The sequence below is a fragment of the Streptomyces sp. NPDC091387 genome (assembly GCF_044756945.1).
In the GTDB taxonomy this organism is placed as follows: domain Bacteria; phylum Actinomycetota; class Actinomycetes; order Streptomycetales; family Streptomycetaceae; genus Streptomyces.
The window spans coordinates 280,582-295,978 of the sequence record NZ_JBIVTZ010000010.1 but is presented as its reverse complement, the minus strand read 5'-3'; the positions used below and the strand labels follow the sequence as shown (position 1 = coordinate 295,978).

Here is a 15,397-nt window from a genome sequence, read left to right as displayed (position 1 = left end):
GTCACCCCTATGTCTGTCGACACCGTGTCCCTGACCGGCTGGGGCCGTACCGCCCCGACGACCGCGCTGCGCTTCCGCCCCCGTAGTGACGAGGAGGCGGCGGCGACGGTACGCGGCTGCGGGCCCCGTGGCTCGATCGCCCGCGGCCTGGGCCGGGCACACGGCGACGCGGCGCAGAACGCGGGGGGTTCCGTCCTCGACATGACGGCGCTGAACCGGATTCGCGCCTTCGACGCCGGGACGGGTGTGGTGGTGTGCGAGGCGGGTGTGACCCTGCACCGGCTGATGGAGGTGCTGCTTCCGCTGGGCTGGTTCCCCCCGGTGACACCCGGCAGCCGGTACGTCACGGTGGGCGGCGCGATCGGCGCCGACGTCCACGGCGACAACCACCTCGCCGCGGGCTCCTTCTCCCGCCACGTCACGGAGTTCGAACTGCTCACCGCCGACGGCGGGATCCGCACGGTCCGCCCCGGCACCCCGCTCTTCGACGCGACCGCGGGCGGCATGGGCCTGACCGGGGTGATCCTCTCGGCCACGCTCCGGCTCCACCCCGTCGAGACGTCCCTGATGTCGGTCGGCACCGAACGGGCCGCCGACCTGGACAACCTGATGGACCGTCTCGCCACGGGCGGCCACCACCGCCACACGTCCGCCTGGGTCGACCTGACGGCCCGCGGCCGGGCGACGGGCCGGGGCGTCCTGACCCGGGGGGAGCACGCACCCCTGGACGCGCTCCCGGCGCACGCCCGGCGCACGCCGCTCTCCTTCCGCCCCGCCCAACTCCCCGCCTCCCGACTCCCGTCCGCCCACTCGCTCGTACCGGACCTCCTCGGCCTCGCTCCCGGCGGGCTGCTCGGCCGTACCTCTGCGGCCGTCCTGGCCGAACTCCGGTACCGCCGGGCGCCGCGGTCCCGCGCCGGTGGGCTCCAGCGGATCTCCGCCTTCTTCCACCCACTGGACGCCGTGCCGCACTGGAACCGGATCCATGGGCGCGGCGGCTTCGTGCACTACGAGTTCGCCGTCGGCCACGGACAGGAGGAGACGCTGCACCGGATCGTCCGGCAGGTCTCCCGGCGCCGGTGCCCGTCGTTCCTCGCCGCGCTCAGACGGTTCGGCGAGAGCGGTCCCGGCTGGCTGTCGTTCCCGGTGCCCGGCTGGGCCCTCTCGCTCGACCTGCCGGCCGCCCTGCCGGGGCTGGGCCGCTTCCTCGACGGCCTGGACGAGGAGGTGGCGGCCGCGGGCGGCCGGGTCTCCCTGACGGACGACTCCCGGCTGCGCCCGGACGTGCTGGCCGCGATGTATCCGCGGCTGGGTGCATTCCGGTCGCTGCGGGCCCAGTCGGACCCGGACGGCGCGTTCGGCTCGGACCTCGCGCGCCGGCTGTCGCTCTGACCGACGCCCCGGCTGTCGCGACGGCTGCGGCTGCCGCTCTTTCCTGCTCCCCCCGCCCTCCGCCTTCCTTAAGGAGCGTTTCCGTGAAGGATGCCTTCGGTGCCCCGCAGTCCCTGCTCGTCCTCGGCGGTACCTCGGAGATCGGGCTCGCCACCGCACGCCGCCTGATCGCCTGCCGTACCCGCACGGTCTGGCTCGCCGGGCGCCCCTCCCCCGCCCTGGAGTCCGCCGCGGCCGAGCTGCGCGGGCGCGGGGCCTATGTCCGTACCGTCGACTTCGACGCCCTGGACACCGAGTCCCACGAGACCACCCTCGGCAAGATCTTCACCGAGGGCGACATCGACATGGTGCTGCTCGCCTTCGGCATCCCCGGCGATCAGGAGCGCGACGAGGAGGAGCCGCTCTCAGCGGTCCGGGTCGCGCAGACGAACTACACGGGGGCCGTCTCCGCCGGACTGGTGTGCGCGGGCGCACTCCAGGCGCAGGGGCACGGCTCGCTGGTGGTGCTGTCATCGGTGGCAGGGGAGCGCGCCCGGCGTGCGGACTTCATCTACGGGTCGAGCAAGGCGGGCCTGGACGCGTTCGCCCAGGGGCTCGGGGACGCGCTGCACGGTACGGGCGTGCACGTGATGGTCGTGCGCCCCGGTCACGTACAGCCGGCCGGTATGGCGGTCGAGGGGCCGCTCGCGACGATCCCGTTCACCCGGACGCCCCTGGTGACCACGCCGGACGCGGTCGCGGCGGCGATCGTGACGGGTCTGCGCCGGCGCTCGGAGACGGTGTGGGTGCCCGGGGCGCTACGGGCCGTGATGTCGGCGCTGCGGCACGTACCGCGGCCGCTGTTCCGGCGCCTGCCGGTCTGACGCCGACCGGCCCGGGAACGGGTCAGGGGTGGAGGGAGGGCGCGTCCACGGAGCTGCCGCTCTGCACGGGCAGGGCGGGGGCGCCGCCGCCCGCCTCGAACGGGAACTCGTTGATCTTGCGCCAGACGCTGTCCGGGCCCTGCTCGTACAGCGCGAAGGAACCGCAGGTCCAGGCGGCCTCGTAGTCGCCGAGCTCCGCGTACGCCCGGTCCATCGCCTCTTCGGAGATGCCGTGCGCCACGGTCACGTGCGGGTGGTACGGGAACTGGAGCTCGCGCACCAGCGGACCGGACGCGTCCCGGACGCGCTTCTGCAGCCAGGAGCACGCCGAGGCGCCCTCGACGACCTGGACGAAGACGACCGGCGAGAGCGGACGGAAGGTGCCCGTGCCGGACAGCCGCATCGGGAAGGGGCGGCCACCGGACGCGATCGCGGCGAGGTGCGCCTCGATCGCGGGCAGGGTGGCCGCCTCCGCCTGGGTCGGCGGAAGGAGGGTGACGTGGGTGGGAATGCCATGTGCGGCAGGGTCCCCGAAGCTCGCGCGCCGCTGCTGGAGCAGGCTGCCGTAGGGCTCCGGGACCGCGATCGAAACGCCGAGCGTTACGGTCCCCACGTCGTTCTCCTCAATCCTCGATGGTCTGTTTTCAGCCACTGTCGGCCGCAAACTTCACGCCGCCAGTCTGCCGCCTGTGGAGGGGGTACCGCCAGGGTCCTTGGACTCAGTGCTTGGCGGGCAGAAGGCCCAGACGGTCGTAGGTCCGCGCCAGGGTCTCGGCGGCGACGGCGCGGGCCTTCTCCGCTCCCTTGGCCAGGATGGAGTCCAGCGTCTCGGTGTCGTCGAGATATTCCTGGGTGCGGGTCCGGAACGGTGTGACGAACTCGACCATGACCTCGGCGAGGTCGGTCTTCAACGCACCGTAGCCCTTGCCCTCGTACTTCTGCTCCAGATCCGGGACAGAAGTGTCGGTAAGGGTGGAATAGATACTCAGAAGGTTGCTGATACCGGGCTTCTCCGCCGGGTCGAAGCGGATCACCGTGTCGGTGTCGGTGACCGCGCTCTTCACCTTCTTGGCGGTGGCCTTCGGCTCGTCGAGGAGGTTGATCAGCCCCTTGGGGTTCGCCGTCGACTTGCTCATCTTCGCGGACGGGTCCTGAAGGTCGTAGATCTTCCCCGTCTCCTTGAGGATGTACGGGTCCGGCACGGTGAAGGTGTCGCCGTAGGTGCCGTTGAACCGCTCGGCGAGGTTGCGGGTCAGCTCCAGGTGCTGGCGCTGGTCCTCGCCCACCGGGACCTGGTCGGCCTGGTAGAGCAGGATGTCCGCGACCATCAGCATCGGATAGGTGAAGAGCCCCACCGTGGTGCGGTCGGTGCCCTGCTTGCCCGACTTGTCCTTGAACTGCGTCATCCGGGACGCCTCACCGAAGCCGGCCAGGCAGTTCATGACCCAGCCGAGCTGGGCGTGCTCGGGAACATGGCTCTGGACGAAGAGCGTGCAGCGGTCCGGGTCGACCCCGGCGGCGAGCAGCTGGGCGACGGCGAGCCGGGTGTTGGAGCGCAGTGCCGAGGGGTCCTGCGGGACGGTGATCGCGTGCAGGTCGACGACCATGTAAAAGGCGTCGTGGGACTCCTGCAGGGCCACCCACTGGCGGACCGCGCCGAGGTAGTTGCCGAGGTGGAACGAGCCTGCGGTGGGCTGGATTCCGGAGAGCACACGGGGACGTTCAGAGGCCATAGACATCATTGTCTCAGGTACGGAACGGATCTCGGGCAGCCGGTGCAGGAAAGGTGTGAGGACGTGGAGGGGGCCCCGGCGGCGGGAATCGCGGGCGCGCCGTGCGGTGAAGGTTTCCTCGCGGGTGATCCGACCGACGATACAAGTGGGCACACCAACCCGACCCGCACGACGAACGGAGATCCCGTGTCGACCACGGAAAACGCCATCGCCTCCGCCGAGGCGCACAGCGCGCACAACTACCATCCGCTGCCCGTCGTCGTCGCGACGGCGGAGGGTGCCTGGATGACCGACGTGGAGGGACGGCGCTATCTCGACATGCTCGCCGGTTACTCGGCGCTGAACTTCGGTCACGGCAACCGCCGCCTGATCGACGCGGCCAAGGCGCAGCTGGAACGGGTGACCCTCACCTCCCGGGCCTTCCACCACGACCGGTTCGCCGACTTCTGTACGAAGCTCGCGGAGTTGTGCGGCATGGAGATGGTGCTGCCGATGAACACCGGCGCGGAGGCCGTGGAGACCGCGGTGAAGACCGCCCGCAAGTGGGGCTACCGGGTCAAGGGCGTCCCGGACGGCATGGCGAAGATCATCGTCGCTTCGGACAACTTCCACGGCCGGACGACGACGATCATCAGCTTCTCCACGGACCACGAGGCCCGCGCGGACTTCGGCCCGTACACGCCGGGCTTCGAGATCGTGCCGTACGGGGACCTGACCGCGCTGCGGGACGCGATGACGGAGAACACCGTCGCGGTGCTGCTGGAGCCGATCCAGGGCGAGGCGGGGGTGCTGGTGCCGCCGCCCGGCTACCTCCCGGGGGTCCGTGAGCTGACCCGCGAGCGGAACGTGCTGTTCATCGCGGACGAGATCCAGTCGGGTCTCGGCCGGACCGGGAAGACGTTCGCGTGCGAGCACGAGGGCGTCGTGCCGGACATGTACGTGCTCGGCAAGGCGCTGGGCGGCGGCGTCGTGCCGGTGTCGGCCGTGGTGTCCTCGGCCGCGGTGCTGGGGGTCTACCGGCCCGGGGAGCACGGTTCGACGTTCGGCGGGAATCCGCTGGCGTGCGCGGTCGCGCTGGAGGTCATCGCGATGCTGCGCACCGGTGAGTTCCAGGAGCGGGCGACGGAGCTGGGCGACCACCTCCACCAGGAGCTGGGGCTGCTGGTGGGCGGGGGCGCGGTGGACGCGGTGCGGGGGCGCGGGCTGTGGGCCGGTGTCGACATCGCCCCCGGCCACGGCACGGGCCGGGAGATCTCCGAGAGGCTGATGGAGCGCCGGGTCCTGGTGAAGGACACCCACGGCTCCACGATCCGTATCGCCCCGCCCCTGGTGATCAGCAAGGAGGACCTGGACTGGGGCCTGGAGCAGCTCCGCGAGGTCCTGCGCGGCTGACCCGCGTCCGGTTCGGTACCCGGCGCCCGGCCGGGGCGCCGGCGCCCGCCCAGTAGAGTCCCCGTGTGCTCCTGGGGATGATCTGCGCGCTCGGTTCAGCGGTCTGCTTCGGCACGGCCTCCGTCCTTCAGGCCGTCGCCGCGCGGGCCGCCGCCGAGCCCGGGGCAGGCGGCGCGGGGGTCGATCCGGCGCTGCTGCTGCGAGCCGTACGGCAGTGGCGCTACGTCGCCGGGCTCGCGCTCGACGGCCTCGGCTTCGTCCTCCAGATCATCGCCCTGCGCTCCCTGCCCATCTACGCGGTCGGCGCGGCCCTGGCCGCGAGTCTCGCCGTCACCGCCGTCGTCGCCGCCCGCCTGCTCCAGGTGCGGCTGAGCTCCACCGAGTGGACGGCCGTCGCCGTGGTCTGCGCGGGCCTGGGCATGCTGGGGCTCGCTTCCGGCGGCGAGGGGCACCTGACCGGCTCGGACGCGCTGCGCTGGTCGATGCTCGGTATCGCCGTCGCCATCCTGCTGATCGGCACGACGGCGGGCCGGCTGCCCGAGCGGGCCCGCGCGCTGGTCCTGGGGCTCGGCGCGGGCTGCGGTTTCGGCGTGGTGGAGGTCGCCGTCCGGCTCATCGACGACGTCGCACCGTCCGCACTGCTGACCAACCCCGCCGTGTACGCGCTGCTGGTCGGCGGCGGTTCGGCGTTCCTGCTGCTCACCTCCGCGCTGCAACGCGGCTCGGTGACGACGGCGACCGCCGGGATGGTCCTGGGCGAGACGATCGGCCCCGCGCTGGTGGGCGTCATCTGGCTCGGGGACCGTACCCGCGAGGGCCTCGGCTGGCTGGCGATCACCGGCTTCGCGGTGGCCGTGGCGGGCGCCCTGGCCCTGGCCCGCTTCGGCGAGGCCCCGGCAAAGGACGTGGACGGCGCTGTGGTGAGCCCGGGGTAGGGGGGCGGCTGAGCAGGCCTGGTCTCCGCGAGAGTTGCCGACGTACCTGCTGGCTCAAAGCGCTGCCGTGAGTCGGCTCTGGTCCCGCCACGCCTTGGGCGAGACGCCGTAAGCCCGCTTGAACACCTTGCTGAAGTGGGTCGCGTCCATGAAGCCCCAGCGCCGTCCTATCGCCGCGATGGTCCGGAACCGGCCCTCCGGGCCGGTCAGCTCCCGGCGGCATTCCTCCAGGCGGTGTGAGCGGATCCAGTCCCCCAGGCTGACACCGGACTGGGCAAGTACTGCGTAGAGACGGCGGATCGAGATGCCGTGTGCAGCGGCGATCCGTGCGGCTGACAGGTCGCGATCAGCCAGGTGGGCTCGGACGTACTGCATGATCCGCAGACTCAGCGTCGCCTCCAACGGTGCGCGGGCCAGGTCCGAGTCGCCGAGCTGGGACGCCACGACCGCACGGAGCAGTTCGATGCTGGGCTCCACGACCGCGTCGGCGTACCGGCCCTGACGCATCCTTTCGCTGGTGGACAGGCGGGAGAAGTACGTGGAGGCGAGGACGGCGATGGGGTTGTCGGATCCGAGGGTCACAGCCGTGATCTCGTTCAGCGACCGGCTGGGCAGCGCGAGCGCCGTGCGGGGGAAGCGCAGAAAGTGCTGGTCGACACCCGCGTCGAAAAGAAGTGTGTAGGGAACGGTCGTGTCGTAGAGCGCGAAGTCTCCTGGTCTCAGGACTGCCTGGCGGTCGTTCTGCACCACCATGCTGGTGCCTGTCATCTGGAGGCCGAGGAAGACGGCCGGCTCCGAATCCTCCCGTGCCAGCCGTTGTGTCCGTCGTATCGTCAGTGCGCTCGCCCGCGCCGTGCACACGCTGATGTGCCCGATGGTATTCAGCTCGATATGGACCGACATGTCCTTGGGTGGAAGATGGTGGTCGATGTCGATCCGCACGACGGATTCCCAGACGGCCTGCCGGACCGTTTCCTCCCGATCCCGTGGTGCCACGGACGTGGTGTCCAGGGCCGCGCTCACGCTCATGGGGCTCCCCTTCGCCGCCTTCGGCCACGCGGGCCAGTCGTATTCCTTCCGGGCGATACGGGCAGGGCCTCGCGCCCCGCGCCGGGTGTGTGGCCCGACCGGATGGAATGAGGGGGCCGGCCGGGAAGGTGCCGACCCGGCCGGTCGTGACGCTCCGGCCTTGCGACACAGGCCGGGCAGGGCCGGTGCGATCCACCAGGCCCGACAACTTCACGATGGTGTCGCTCCCCCACCACGCCGCCTCTCAGAAAGATCGGTGCGATTGTCAGAATGACAGGGCCACGTCATGTCGCGCAATATCGCCACCCGCCACGTTCTGGGACACCGAGGTCGGCGCCGACCACGCTGTGACCGCCTCGGTGCCCGACCTCCCGGCGGCCCGGGCACCCGGGCCGCGGAAGGGCCCTGTGCGTGCACGAAGAGAGGTGGCGCCGGAAGATGCCCACTGCCGCAACGGCTCGCGGCGCGTCGCGGGCATCTTCCGGCAGGCCGTGGCACTCCGCACCGAGGAGTACCCCGCGGCTCAGGACCGGGCCCCCGTCTCCGCCGACCCACCAGAGCCCGTGCACACCTGACCAAGAACGGTGCACGCACGGCACATCCACCATGAATCGAACTGCCTAGAGTAATTGCGCAGCGATCGTTCCTTGCCTTGCATATCGAATCTCTCTGAGGAGCAGTATGCGTAAAGTGGCTTCACTGTTGACCGCCGTTGCCCTCGCGGCCGGGTTCGGCATAGCGGGTTCGGCTTCCGCCGCAGCCGCCAGTTACGACGGCAGCTGCGGCGCCGACAACGGCGGAGAAATCTGCCTCTACCGGGACGCCGGCTACACCGGCGGGATCTACGACACGATCCACTCCCTCAGTAACTACACCAGTTACTACACGTATCACGGCACTTCCATACAGCTCAACAACAGCGTCTCGTCGGCGTGGAACCGGGACCCCGACACCGGTGCCCGCATCTTCGCGAACGCCGGATACAGCGGCCCGCAGGTGTACCTGAGCGGGAACGGATACGTCTACAACATGGCGGAGGCCGGGCTCAATGACGTGGCCTCCTCGCACTGCTTCACCAACGTGAGCGGCTGCAGCTGAGATATCGCGTGTCGATTCCCTGAGAAATGCGTCGGGCAATCAAGCGCGATGAATTCGAGTAAATGATTCCCCGGTCGGTCGACCGGCGCGGGGCGCAGATCGCCATACTCCGGGACCTATTTGCCGGCGCACGCCGTCCGACCCCGGAAAACCGGGGCCGGACGGCGTGCACGCCGAATGCGAGGGGGAGGGACCGTGAGAGCAGAAGCGCGCACAGCGTGTTCGATATTCCTGTCGGTGATTCTTCTGACTGCCTGCCAGGCCGAGGACCACGCCCGAACTGATCACGGCACGGCGGCCTCGGAGTCTGCCCCCCGTTCGGTCGACGCGGGCGGCAGCGGGGCGTTTCGGACCGTCGCCGGTGCGCCCGTGCCCGTCCTTCCCCTGGGGCAGTACCAGATGACGCCCCAGGAGGAACGCGAAGTGGAACGGGGAGTCGAAATCCTGGCCGGGAAGTGCATGCGGAAACTCGGGCTGACCTGGCCTGTCGAACCGCCCTCGCCAGGAGTGGCGCACTCCCCGGACGAGAGACGGTACGGGATCGTCGATCCCGTCACCGCTGCTGTGTACGGATACCAGCTGCCACCGGCAGCGGGGGTGACCCAGGCGCAGGAGAGGGCCGGCGAGGAACAGGAAAAACGCCGCGAGCACTCGATCTCCGCCGCAGCGAGAAAGGCCTACACGGGCGAGGCCAGCCCGACGAGGCCAGGCAGCGGAAACGGCGGATGCCTCGGCGAGGCACGCGAAGCACTCGGCCTTCCCGCCCGGAACGACCAGTCCCGCGGCAGAGCCGTCTGGGCCGCCCAGACAGAGGCGTGGTCCAGAACCACGGCCGACGGCCGGGCCGAGAAGGCCGACGCCGACTGGCGCGCGTGTATGAAGAAATCGGGTCACTCCTACGCCACACCACACGTAGCAGCCGCTGACCCCAAGTGGTGGAAAGCGGGCGGCCCAGGCGCTTCCTCCGGCGCGCGCATCGTTTCCAAGGAACAGATAGCCGTGGCAGTCGCCGATGTCGCCTGCAAGCGACAGGTGCACTACACGAAGACGTGGCAGTCGGTCGAGGCCGAGTATCAGCGGCAGAGCATCCAGAAGCGTCTGCAAGCACTCGAATCCGAGCAGGCCGGAGTGCGGGTTCTGCTGGCCCGGGTGAGAGGGCTGACGGCCCAGCCAGTGCTCTGACCGGGTCATCAAGACGATCGCCCGCGACGGCTACGCGTGGTCGAGGCCGACGAGTGCTGAGGATGTCGGGCGCACCCGGACCGAGTCCTCAGGCGGCGCCGAACCCTCCGGCCTTCACGCCCGCCACGAACGAGACGAACGAGCCGGGGGCGGCGCGCAGGACCGGGCCGCTCACGTTCTTCGAATCACGGACCGGCACCACGCCATGCGCGGCGACGAGATTGACGGCCACCTCGACGCAGTCGCCGCCGTTGTCACTGTAGGAGGACGTGAACCATTGCGGGGTAGGCGTGGTCGTCACAAGATGTCCCTTTCTAGTGCTCTGACCGGATAGGTTCGCCGGAAGGTCTCGGTGTTCGTCATGGACGGGCCTCGCCAACCCTCCGTAGGCTGGTGATCGCCTACGAAGGGGGCGGGGTGAACGGTAATCCGCTGTACCACTGGATAGCGCTGGCAGTGTCCACGGCGCTCATGCTGCCGGTGCCGGTGGCGATACTGGCGCGGTGGACGCCGCCGTGGATGCGCAAGCGACAGGCCGGGATGCGGCTTCGTGCCTACGGCATTCTGTGCATCTACGCTCTCATGCTCGTCAACGGCATTCCTCGGATCGCCGACGCCTCATTCGAGACGGTCATGGTCTGCACGAACGTCGGTCTCGGGTTCGCCGCCGCCGCTGCGGTCCTGTTCCTGCTCTCGGCACGCAAGGATTCAGGCGCCCGTACAGCTGGCCCAGTCGAGCCTCGGGAAGGCTGAGAGACAGCCTGCCGCGTCACGGGTTTGGTCAGGCTGCTGGTGCGAGGGGGCGTCCGCCCAGCGGGTGCCCTTCTCGCTGCGGATGCGGGCGCGTTCCTTGCGTTCGGCGGCCAGGAGGTCGCGGTGGCGGGCGTTGGCGTTGCGCCAGCGCAGGTAGGCGTGCAAGGCCCGGGTCTGCACCGTGTGGTTGGGATGGTGCGAGTTGGCGATGGTGAACTGCCTCAGCGGTCCGAAGTGCGCCTCGATCGGGTTCACCCACGAGGCGTAAGTCGGGGTGAAACACAACTCAACCTTGTTCTTCTTCACCCAGTGCACCGTCGGGCCGGGCAGCGCGGATCGACTTGAGTGCGGCCAGCGTGTTCGCGGCACCTTCCCGCGGTGATTGACGCCCCATAGGCGGTCGTCACCGACCGAGTAGCAGCCGTGGAAGTAGCGCACCCCGTGGGTGCGGTGGTAGGTGGCCGGCACGCGGTCGGAATGTTTCCGTTCGACCCAGCCCGAGCCTGCGGTGGGCCGGATCCCGAGCGGGCCGAACTCGTCGAACGCGAAGACCCGGTCGGGGAAGCGGTCCATGACCTCCTCGATCCGGTCCAGCTTCGCATCGCGGTCGGGGTCGGGGGATTCCTTCCATGTCTTGGTGCGCTGGAAGGTGACGCCGCGACGGGCGAGCAGGCCGCGTAACGCTACGCGGCCGATCCGGATCACGCGGCCGTGGACTTTCCGCAGGTAGGCAACGAGTTTGCGCAGTGACCAACGGGTGAAGGGCTGGCCGAGTTTGGTGGGGCGGGTGGTGGCCGTCCGGACGACGAAGTCCTCGTCGTCCGGACTGAGCAGGCGGGGACGGCCTCCCGCCCGCCGAGGGGCCGGACAGGTCAGGCCGATCTCGTTGAACCGGTGGATCACGTCCCGGACAGTGTCCTCATCGGCCTGCACCAGCTAAGCGATACCGGCACCTGGTTCCCGCCTGCCGAAGCCAGCAGCATCATCGCGCGCGGAACCGCACCGAACTGGCGCTGCCCCGCCGCACGATCTGCTGCAGCTTCTGCCCTTCATGATCGGTCAACCTGCGCGCACGGACAGGCTCAGCCACCAAACCCCCAGCAGTCGGAGCGGACGTCACCGCATATCCAACCGCCACGACCACCAACCCGGCGAACCATCCCGGTCAGAGCACCAGCCGCTCAGTCATGTCCCCACACAGGCACAGCGGGGCGGCGCTGCTTCCGTCTGTCAGACGCTGCCGAACTCTCCGCCCTTCACGCCCGCCACGAACAAGACGAACGAGCCGGGGGCGACGCGCAGGACCGGGCCGCTCACGTTCTTCGAATCACGGACCGGCACGACGCCATGCGCGGCGACGAGATTGACGGCGACCTCGACGCAGTCACCGCCGTTGGAGCTGTACGAGGACTTGAACCAACGGGGAACGGGCGTGGTCGTCACAAGATGTCCCTTCCTAACCGCTCGGCCATGACCCCACCCAGGTACAGCGGGGCGGCGCTGCTTCCGTCTGTCAGATGCTGCCGAACTCTCCGGCCTTCACGCCCGCCACGAACGAGGCGAACGAGCCGGGGGCGACGTTCAGGACCGGGCCGCTCACGTTCTTCGAATCACGGACCGGCACGACGCCATGCGCGGCGACGAGATTGGCGGCGACCTCGATGCAGTCGCCGCCGTTGTTGCTGTACGAGGACTTGAACCAACGCGGGGATTCGGTCGTCACGGGATGCCCTTTCGCAACTCACTGATCATGGCCACGGACGCCGCTTGTGACATCGCTTCGCCCTGTAGTTGATGGTAGGCCGTCAACATGGGCACCACGGACGCAGTTTCCCGGTCCAGGTGCCCCTGCGCCTGAGACTCGGCGTAGCAGAGCACGGACCGATCCGACAGGGTCAGCAGATTGACGGGCAGGTCGAACGTGCGGCGCTCACCAATCTCGTACGGTGCCACCTGGAGCAGAGTGTTCGACAGTCCGGCGAACTCGACGAGACGCGTCAACTGGGCTTCCATCACGGCAGCCCCGCCGATGGGTCGACGGATGCAGCTTTCGTCCAGGATGACGAACACCATGGGTGGCCGGGGGCGCACAAGCGCCGCCTGTCGCTCCGCCAGAAACGAGACGCGTTCCTCGGCCTGTTCGGACGTGATGGCGCCTCTCCGCACAGCGCTGTCCGCCAACACCCGTGCGTACTCCGGCGTCTGCAACAACCCCGGAATGATGCCAATGTTGTACAGCCGGATCTCCACGGCCCGGCCCTCGTGGCCCACGTACTGCGGGAAGCCCTCCAGGAGCGATCCGTGCCGGATCTCGCGCCACTGGCGTTCGAACGTGTCAGCGGTTTCTCCGGTGCCGAACACTTGGTCCGCACTGCGCGAAAAGCGGAGAGTCGGCATCTTGCGACCGACTTCCACGGCCGAGATGTGCGTACCGGAGTACCCCATCCGCTCGCCGAGTTCTTCCTGTTTCCACCCGCGAGCCTCACGTGCACGGCGGATACGCGCCCCGAAGGCGGCTTGGGGACTGCTCTCGGGGTCCAAATCCTTGCGGTTCAAAGGGACATCACCAGTCTTTCGTTCACGACTGACACGTTGAACAGCTCCTGACTCTAAGCCACGCTGAACGCCCTTGGTAGTGAAACGACTACAGAGAGGAGCGGCGATGCCTGAGCAGAAGCACGTCCAACTCCCGCCCGCCGGGGCACTCGTGGTGGACAGCGCCCGTAGCGACCGCGTCGGGGAGTTCCGAGGAGCCTCCGGCCCCTACTGGTCGCTGCGGCCCATCGGCGGAGGTCCCGAGTGGGAAGCCGTCCCCGAGCACGTCCGACTCGCCACCGCCGACGAGCGCCTCCGCGCACGTACCGCGTACGAGAACGCCAGGAGCCGGGGGGAAGTGGCATGACCGACCACAGCACCGCCGAGCCGTCCGGGACTACCGAGTGCCGGGAGTGCCAGGAACTCGATCTGGCCGAGGCCGTGGCCCGGGGCGAGAGGGACGAGAGCCGGGCGACCGACTGCCGGGTGCTGCGCAGGCGGCACCTCGCCGCCGAGCACGGAGAACGCGGAGAACACCCGGAGCACCCGGAGCACGGGGAACCGACGTGAAGCGCGCCCCCGATCACGCGAGCGAGCTGCCCCCGGCGTGGGAGCGCATGACCGGTGCGGGCTACGCGGCGGAGATCACCGTGACCGACGGGCAGCGTGCCGTTTCGCTGGGCGAGGTCGTGGTGCGCAATCGCCGGCTCGCGCTGCGCTGGCTGCGGCGGCGGGCGGTTCGGCTCGCGGAGGGGCCGGGTGCCCGGTCCGGCTCGCGGCGTTCCGGAGGGACGGGCGTACGGTCGGCCGTCCTGCGGAGCCGTACCGTGCTGAACGGGCTTCGGGGCTGGGCCGAGGAGCAGGCGCAGCAGGACGAGGCGATGGCGCGGCTGGAATCGGGGTGCCCCGACGCGTTCACCGTGGTCGACCCCGCCGCCGGACTGCTGGTGACACTCGCCGTACGGCGCGTCCGGTCGGGCCGGGCCGTGGGGCGGGCACCGGCGGCGCCGGGTGGGGCCCTCGCGTACCGCACCTCACGGCAGCACCCGTACGAGCGCGTCCAGTGTGCCGGCCCAGGCGCTGTCGGTCGGGGTTCCGTAGCCGATGACCAGGGCCTCCCGGCGTACCTCCGCGTCCGGGTGGCGGAAGGAGGACAGCCCTTCCACCGCCAGCCCCTGCCAGGCCGCGGAGCGGACCACGTCCGCCTCGCTTCCCGCCGGGAGTTCGAGTACGGCGTGCATCCCTGCGGCGATCCCGCTGATCCTGATGGACGGGGCCCGTTCCGCCAGCGCCGCGACAAGCTGGTCGCGGCGGTTGCGGTAGCGCAGCCGCATCGAGCGCACGTGCCGGTCGTACGCGCCGGAGGCGATGAACTCCGCGAGCGTCAGCTGGTCCAGCGCACTGGACGCCCAGTCGCTCAGCCCCTTGGCCGCGGTCACCTCGCTCACCAGCGCCTGCGGGACGACCATCCAGCCCAGCCGCAGCCCCGGTGCCAGGGACTTGCTGGCGGTGCCCAGGTACACGACGTGTTCGGGGTCCAGTCCCTGGAGTGCGCCGACCGGCTGGCGGTCGTAGCGGAACTCTCCGTCGTAGTCGTCCTCCAGTATCAGGCCGCCGGTGCTCCGGGCCCAGTCGACGGCGGCGGCCCGCCGGTCGGGGTGGAGCGGCACCCCGGTCGGGAACTGGTGCGCGGGTGTCAGCAGCACCGCGCCCGCGCCCCGCAGCCGGGGCAACTCGCCCGTCCCGGAGCCGAGTCCGTCGAGCGGGAGGCAGGGTATGCGCAGCCCGGCCTCGGTGAGGAGGCGGGTGTGCACGTCGAGTCCGTACGACTCGACGGCCACCTCCCGCACCCGGCGTTCCCGCAGCACCTTCCCCATCAGCATCAGTCCGTGGACGAAGCCGGAGCAGACCACGATGCGGTCGGGGTCCGCGTACACGCCGCGGGCCCGTGACAGATAGCCGGCGAGCACGGTACGCAGTTCGACACGGCCGCGCGGATCGCCGTATCCGAGGGCCTCGTTGGGTGCCGCGGCGAGGGCGCGCCGGGCCGCCTTGAGCCACTCGGCGCGCGGGAACGTCGACAGGTCGGGCGAGCCCGGCATCAGGCTGTAGGCGGGACGGGTGCGCGGCGGCCGGGAGCGCGGCGCCCTGGCCGCCGCCCGGCGCGGCTCGGCGCGCTGTGCGACGCGGGTGCCGGAGCCCTGGCGGGCGGTGAGCCAGCCCTCGGCGACCAGTTCCGCGTAGGCGTCGGCGACCGTGTTGCGGGCGATGCCGAGGTCGGCCGCGAGGGTGCGGGACGACGGCAGCCGGGTTCCCGGTGCCAGCCGGCCCGTCCGGGCCGCCTCGCGCAGGGCGTCCATGAGCCCGGCCCGCAGTCCGGTGCCGCCGTTCGGGTCGATGTGCAGGTCGGCGCCGAAAGTGGCCCAGGGATCTGTCATGAAAATGGACCATACCGCTGCGCCACCCACCGCGTAGCGTCGTATGC

Annotated in this window: 18 protein-coding genes and 1 pseudogene; 10 read left to right on the top strand and 9 right to left on the bottom strand. The window is 70.2% G+C overall.

What is annotated here, in order from left to right; genetic code table 11:
• Window positions 1-9: 9 nt before the first annotated feature.
• Both ACIQM0_RS22500 and ACIQM0_RS22495 read left to right on the top strand, forming a co-directional pair.
• Entirely contained in the window at window positions 10-1,392 is a 1,383-nt protein-coding gene (locus tag ACIQM0_RS22500) for an FAD-binding protein (RefSeq protein ID WP_401289326.1), read from the top strand.
• A gap of 83 nt (window positions 1,393-1,475) precedes the next feature.
• Window positions 1,476-2,255 carry a decaprenylphospho-beta-D-erythro-pentofuranosid-2-ulose 2-reductase gene (locus ACIQM0_RS22495; protein ID WP_401289323.1) on the top strand — a complete coding sequence of 260 codons (780 nt, stop codon included), beginning with the start codon at window positions 1,476-1,478 and terminating at the stop codon, window positions 2,253-2,255.
• Window positions 2,256-2,277: 22 nt separating this feature from the next.
• Here the strand turns inward: ACIQM0_RS22495 and ACIQM0_RS22490 are convergent, their stop codons facing one another.
• Together ACIQM0_RS22490 and trpS are read right to left on the bottom strand one after the other, a co-directional pair.
• Window positions 2,278-2,868, bottom strand: coding sequence for a 2'-5' RNA ligase family protein (locus tag ACIQM0_RS22490; protein ID WP_401289321.1), 591 nt, complete (start codon window positions 2,866-2,868; stop codon window positions 2,278-2,280).
• A 106-nt stretch (window positions 2,869-2,974) separates the two neighbouring features.
• Window positions 2,975-3,994, bottom strand: coding sequence for a tryptophan--tRNA ligase (trpS, locus tag ACIQM0_RS22485; protein WP_401289318.1), 1,020 nt, complete (start codon window positions 3,992-3,994; stop codon window positions 2,975-2,977).
• 180 nt (window positions 3,995-4,174) lie between these two features.
• On the opposite strand from trpS, the gene rocD reads away from it, so the two are divergent.
• Together rocD and ACIQM0_RS22475 are read left to right on the top strand one after the other, a co-directional pair.
• The gene (gene rocD / locus ACIQM0_RS22480; protein WP_401289315.1) at window positions 4,175-5,380 is read left to right on the top strand and encodes an ornithine--oxo-acid transaminase; all 1,206 of its coding nucleotides are present in this window, start codon (window positions 4,175-4,177) and stop codon (window positions 5,378-5,380) included.
• A 77-nt stretch (window positions 5,381-5,457) separates the two neighbouring features.
• Window positions 5,458-6,315 carry a hypothetical protein gene (locus ACIQM0_RS22475; RefSeq protein ID WP_401289469.1) on the top strand — a complete coding sequence of 286 codons (858 nt, stop codon included), beginning with the start codon at window positions 5,458-5,460 and terminating at the stop codon, window positions 6,313-6,315.
• Between the two features lie 54 nt (window positions 6,316-6,369).
• On the opposite strand, the gene ACIQM0_RS22470 is transcribed toward ACIQM0_RS22475, so the two are convergent.
• Window positions 6,370-7,338: a helix-turn-helix domain-containing protein gene (locus ACIQM0_RS22470; protein WP_401289467.1), complete on the bottom strand. Its 969-nt coding sequence runs from the start codon at window positions 7,336-7,338 to the stop codon at window positions 6,370-6,372.
• A 413-nt stretch (window positions 7,339-7,751) separates the two neighbouring features.
• On the opposite strand from ACIQM0_RS22470, the gene ACIQM0_RS22465 reads away from it, so the two are divergent.
• The 3 genes from ACIQM0_RS22465 to ACIQM0_RS22455 all read left to right on the top strand — a co-directional run bounded on the left by ACIQM0_RS22465 (window position 7,752) and on the right by ACIQM0_RS22455 (window position 9,624).
• Entirely contained in the window at window positions 7,752-7,919 is a 168-nt protein-coding gene (locus tag ACIQM0_RS22465) for a hypothetical protein (RefSeq protein ID WP_401289313.1), read from the top strand.
• Between the two features lie 115 nt (window positions 7,920-8,034).
• Entirely contained in the window at window positions 8,035-8,442 is a 408-nt protein-coding gene (locus tag ACIQM0_RS22460; RefSeq protein WP_385034682.1) for a peptidase inhibitor family I36 protein, read from the top strand.
• Between the two features lie 195 nt (window positions 8,443-8,637).
• Window positions 8,638-9,624: a hypothetical protein gene (locus tag ACIQM0_RS22455; protein WP_401289310.1), complete on the top strand. Its 987-nt coding sequence runs from the start codon at window positions 8,638-8,640 to the stop codon at window positions 9,622-9,624.
• 88 nt (window positions 9,625-9,712) lie between these two features.
• Here ACIQM0_RS22455 and ACIQM0_RS22450 read toward each other — a convergent pair whose 3' ends face one another.
• A complete protein-coding gene (locus tag ACIQM0_RS22450) occupies window positions 9,713-9,925 on the bottom strand; it encodes a DUF397 domain-containing protein (protein ID WP_401289307.1) in 213 nt (70 codons plus the stop codon).
• A gap of 92 nt (window positions 9,926-10,017) precedes the next feature.
• On the opposite strand from ACIQM0_RS22450, the gene ACIQM0_RS22445 reads away from it, so the two are divergent.
• Window positions 10,018-10,377, top strand: coding sequence for a hypothetical protein (locus ACIQM0_RS22445; RefSeq protein ID WP_401289304.1), 360 nt, complete (start codon window positions 10,018-10,020; stop codon window positions 10,375-10,377).
• 28 nt (window positions 10,378-10,405) lie between these two features.
• Here the strand turns inward: ACIQM0_RS22445 and ACIQM0_RS22440 are convergent.
• The 4 genes and pseudogenes from ACIQM0_RS22440 to ACIQM0_RS22425 form a co-directional block, all read right to left on the bottom strand.
• A pseudogene (locus ACIQM0_RS22440) lies at window positions 10,406-11,467 on the bottom strand (helix-turn-helix domain-containing protein).
• Between the two features lie 140 nt (window positions 11,468-11,607).
• On the bottom strand, window positions 11,608-11,820 hold the full coding sequence (locus ACIQM0_RS22435; protein WP_401289302.1) for a DUF397 domain-containing protein: 213 nt from the start codon (window positions 11,818-11,820) through the stop codon (window positions 11,608-11,610).
• A 70-nt stretch (window positions 11,821-11,890) separates the two neighbouring features.
• Window positions 11,891-12,100 (bottom strand): DUF397 domain-containing protein, encoded by a 210-nt coding sequence (locus ACIQM0_RS22430; protein ID WP_401289299.1) that lies wholly within the window; start codon window positions 12,098-12,100, stop codon window positions 11,891-11,893.
• Window positions 12,097-12,933: a helix-turn-helix transcriptional regulator gene (locus ACIQM0_RS22425; RefSeq protein ID WP_401289297.1), complete on the bottom strand. Its 837-nt coding sequence runs from the start codon at window positions 12,931-12,933 to the stop codon at window positions 12,097-12,099. Before ACIQM0_RS22425 ends, ACIQM0_RS22430 begins: the two co-directional genes overlap by 4 nt.
• Window positions 12,934-13,039: 106 nt before the next feature.
• On the opposite strand from ACIQM0_RS22425, the gene ACIQM0_RS22420 reads away from it, so the two are divergent.
• Complete coding sequence (locus ACIQM0_RS22420) at window positions 13,040-13,279, top strand: hypothetical protein (RefSeq protein WP_401289294.1); 240 nt, start codon at window positions 13,040-13,042, stop codon at window positions 13,277-13,279.
• A complete protein-coding gene (locus ACIQM0_RS22415; RefSeq protein WP_401289291.1) occupies window positions 13,276-13,482 on the top strand; it encodes a hypothetical protein in 207 nt (68 codons plus the stop codon). The genes ACIQM0_RS22420 and ACIQM0_RS22415 overlap by 4 nt, the downstream gene beginning before the upstream one ends.
• Window positions 13,483-13,946: 464 nt before the next feature.
• Here ACIQM0_RS22415 and ACIQM0_RS22410 read toward each other — a convergent pair whose 3' ends face one another.
• Window positions 13,947-15,350 (bottom strand): PLP-dependent aminotransferase family protein, encoded by a 1,404-nt coding sequence (locus ACIQM0_RS22410; protein WP_401289289.1) that lies wholly within the window; start codon window positions 15,348-15,350, stop codon window positions 13,947-13,949.
• Between the last annotated feature and the right edge of the window lie 47 nt (window positions 15,351-15,397).

Coding starts and splice junctions, on each gene's coding strand:
- ACIQM0_RS22500 (WP_401289326.1), top strand. CDS start 10: ATGTCTGTCGACACCGTGTCCCTGACCGGCTGGGGCCGTACCGCCCCG.
- ACIQM0_RS22420 (WP_401289294.1), top strand. CDS start 13,040: ATGCCTGAGCAGAAGCACGTCCAACTCCCGCCCGCCGGGGCACTCGTG.
- trpS (WP_401289318.1), bottom strand. CDS start 3,994: ATGTCTATGGCCTCTGAACGTCCCCGTGTGCTCTCCGGAATCCAGCCC.
- ACIQM0_RS22475 (WP_401289469.1), top strand. CDS start 5,458: ATGATCTGCGCGCTCGGTTCAGCGGTCTGCTTCGGCACGGCCTCCGTC.
- ACIQM0_RS22410 (WP_401289289.1), bottom strand. CDS start 15,350: ATGACAGATCCCTGGGCCACTTTCGGCGCCGACCTGCACATCGACCCG.
- ACIQM0_RS22415 (WP_401289291.1), top strand. CDS start 13,276: ATGACCGACCACAGCACCGCCGAGCCGTCCGGGACTACCGAGTGCCGG.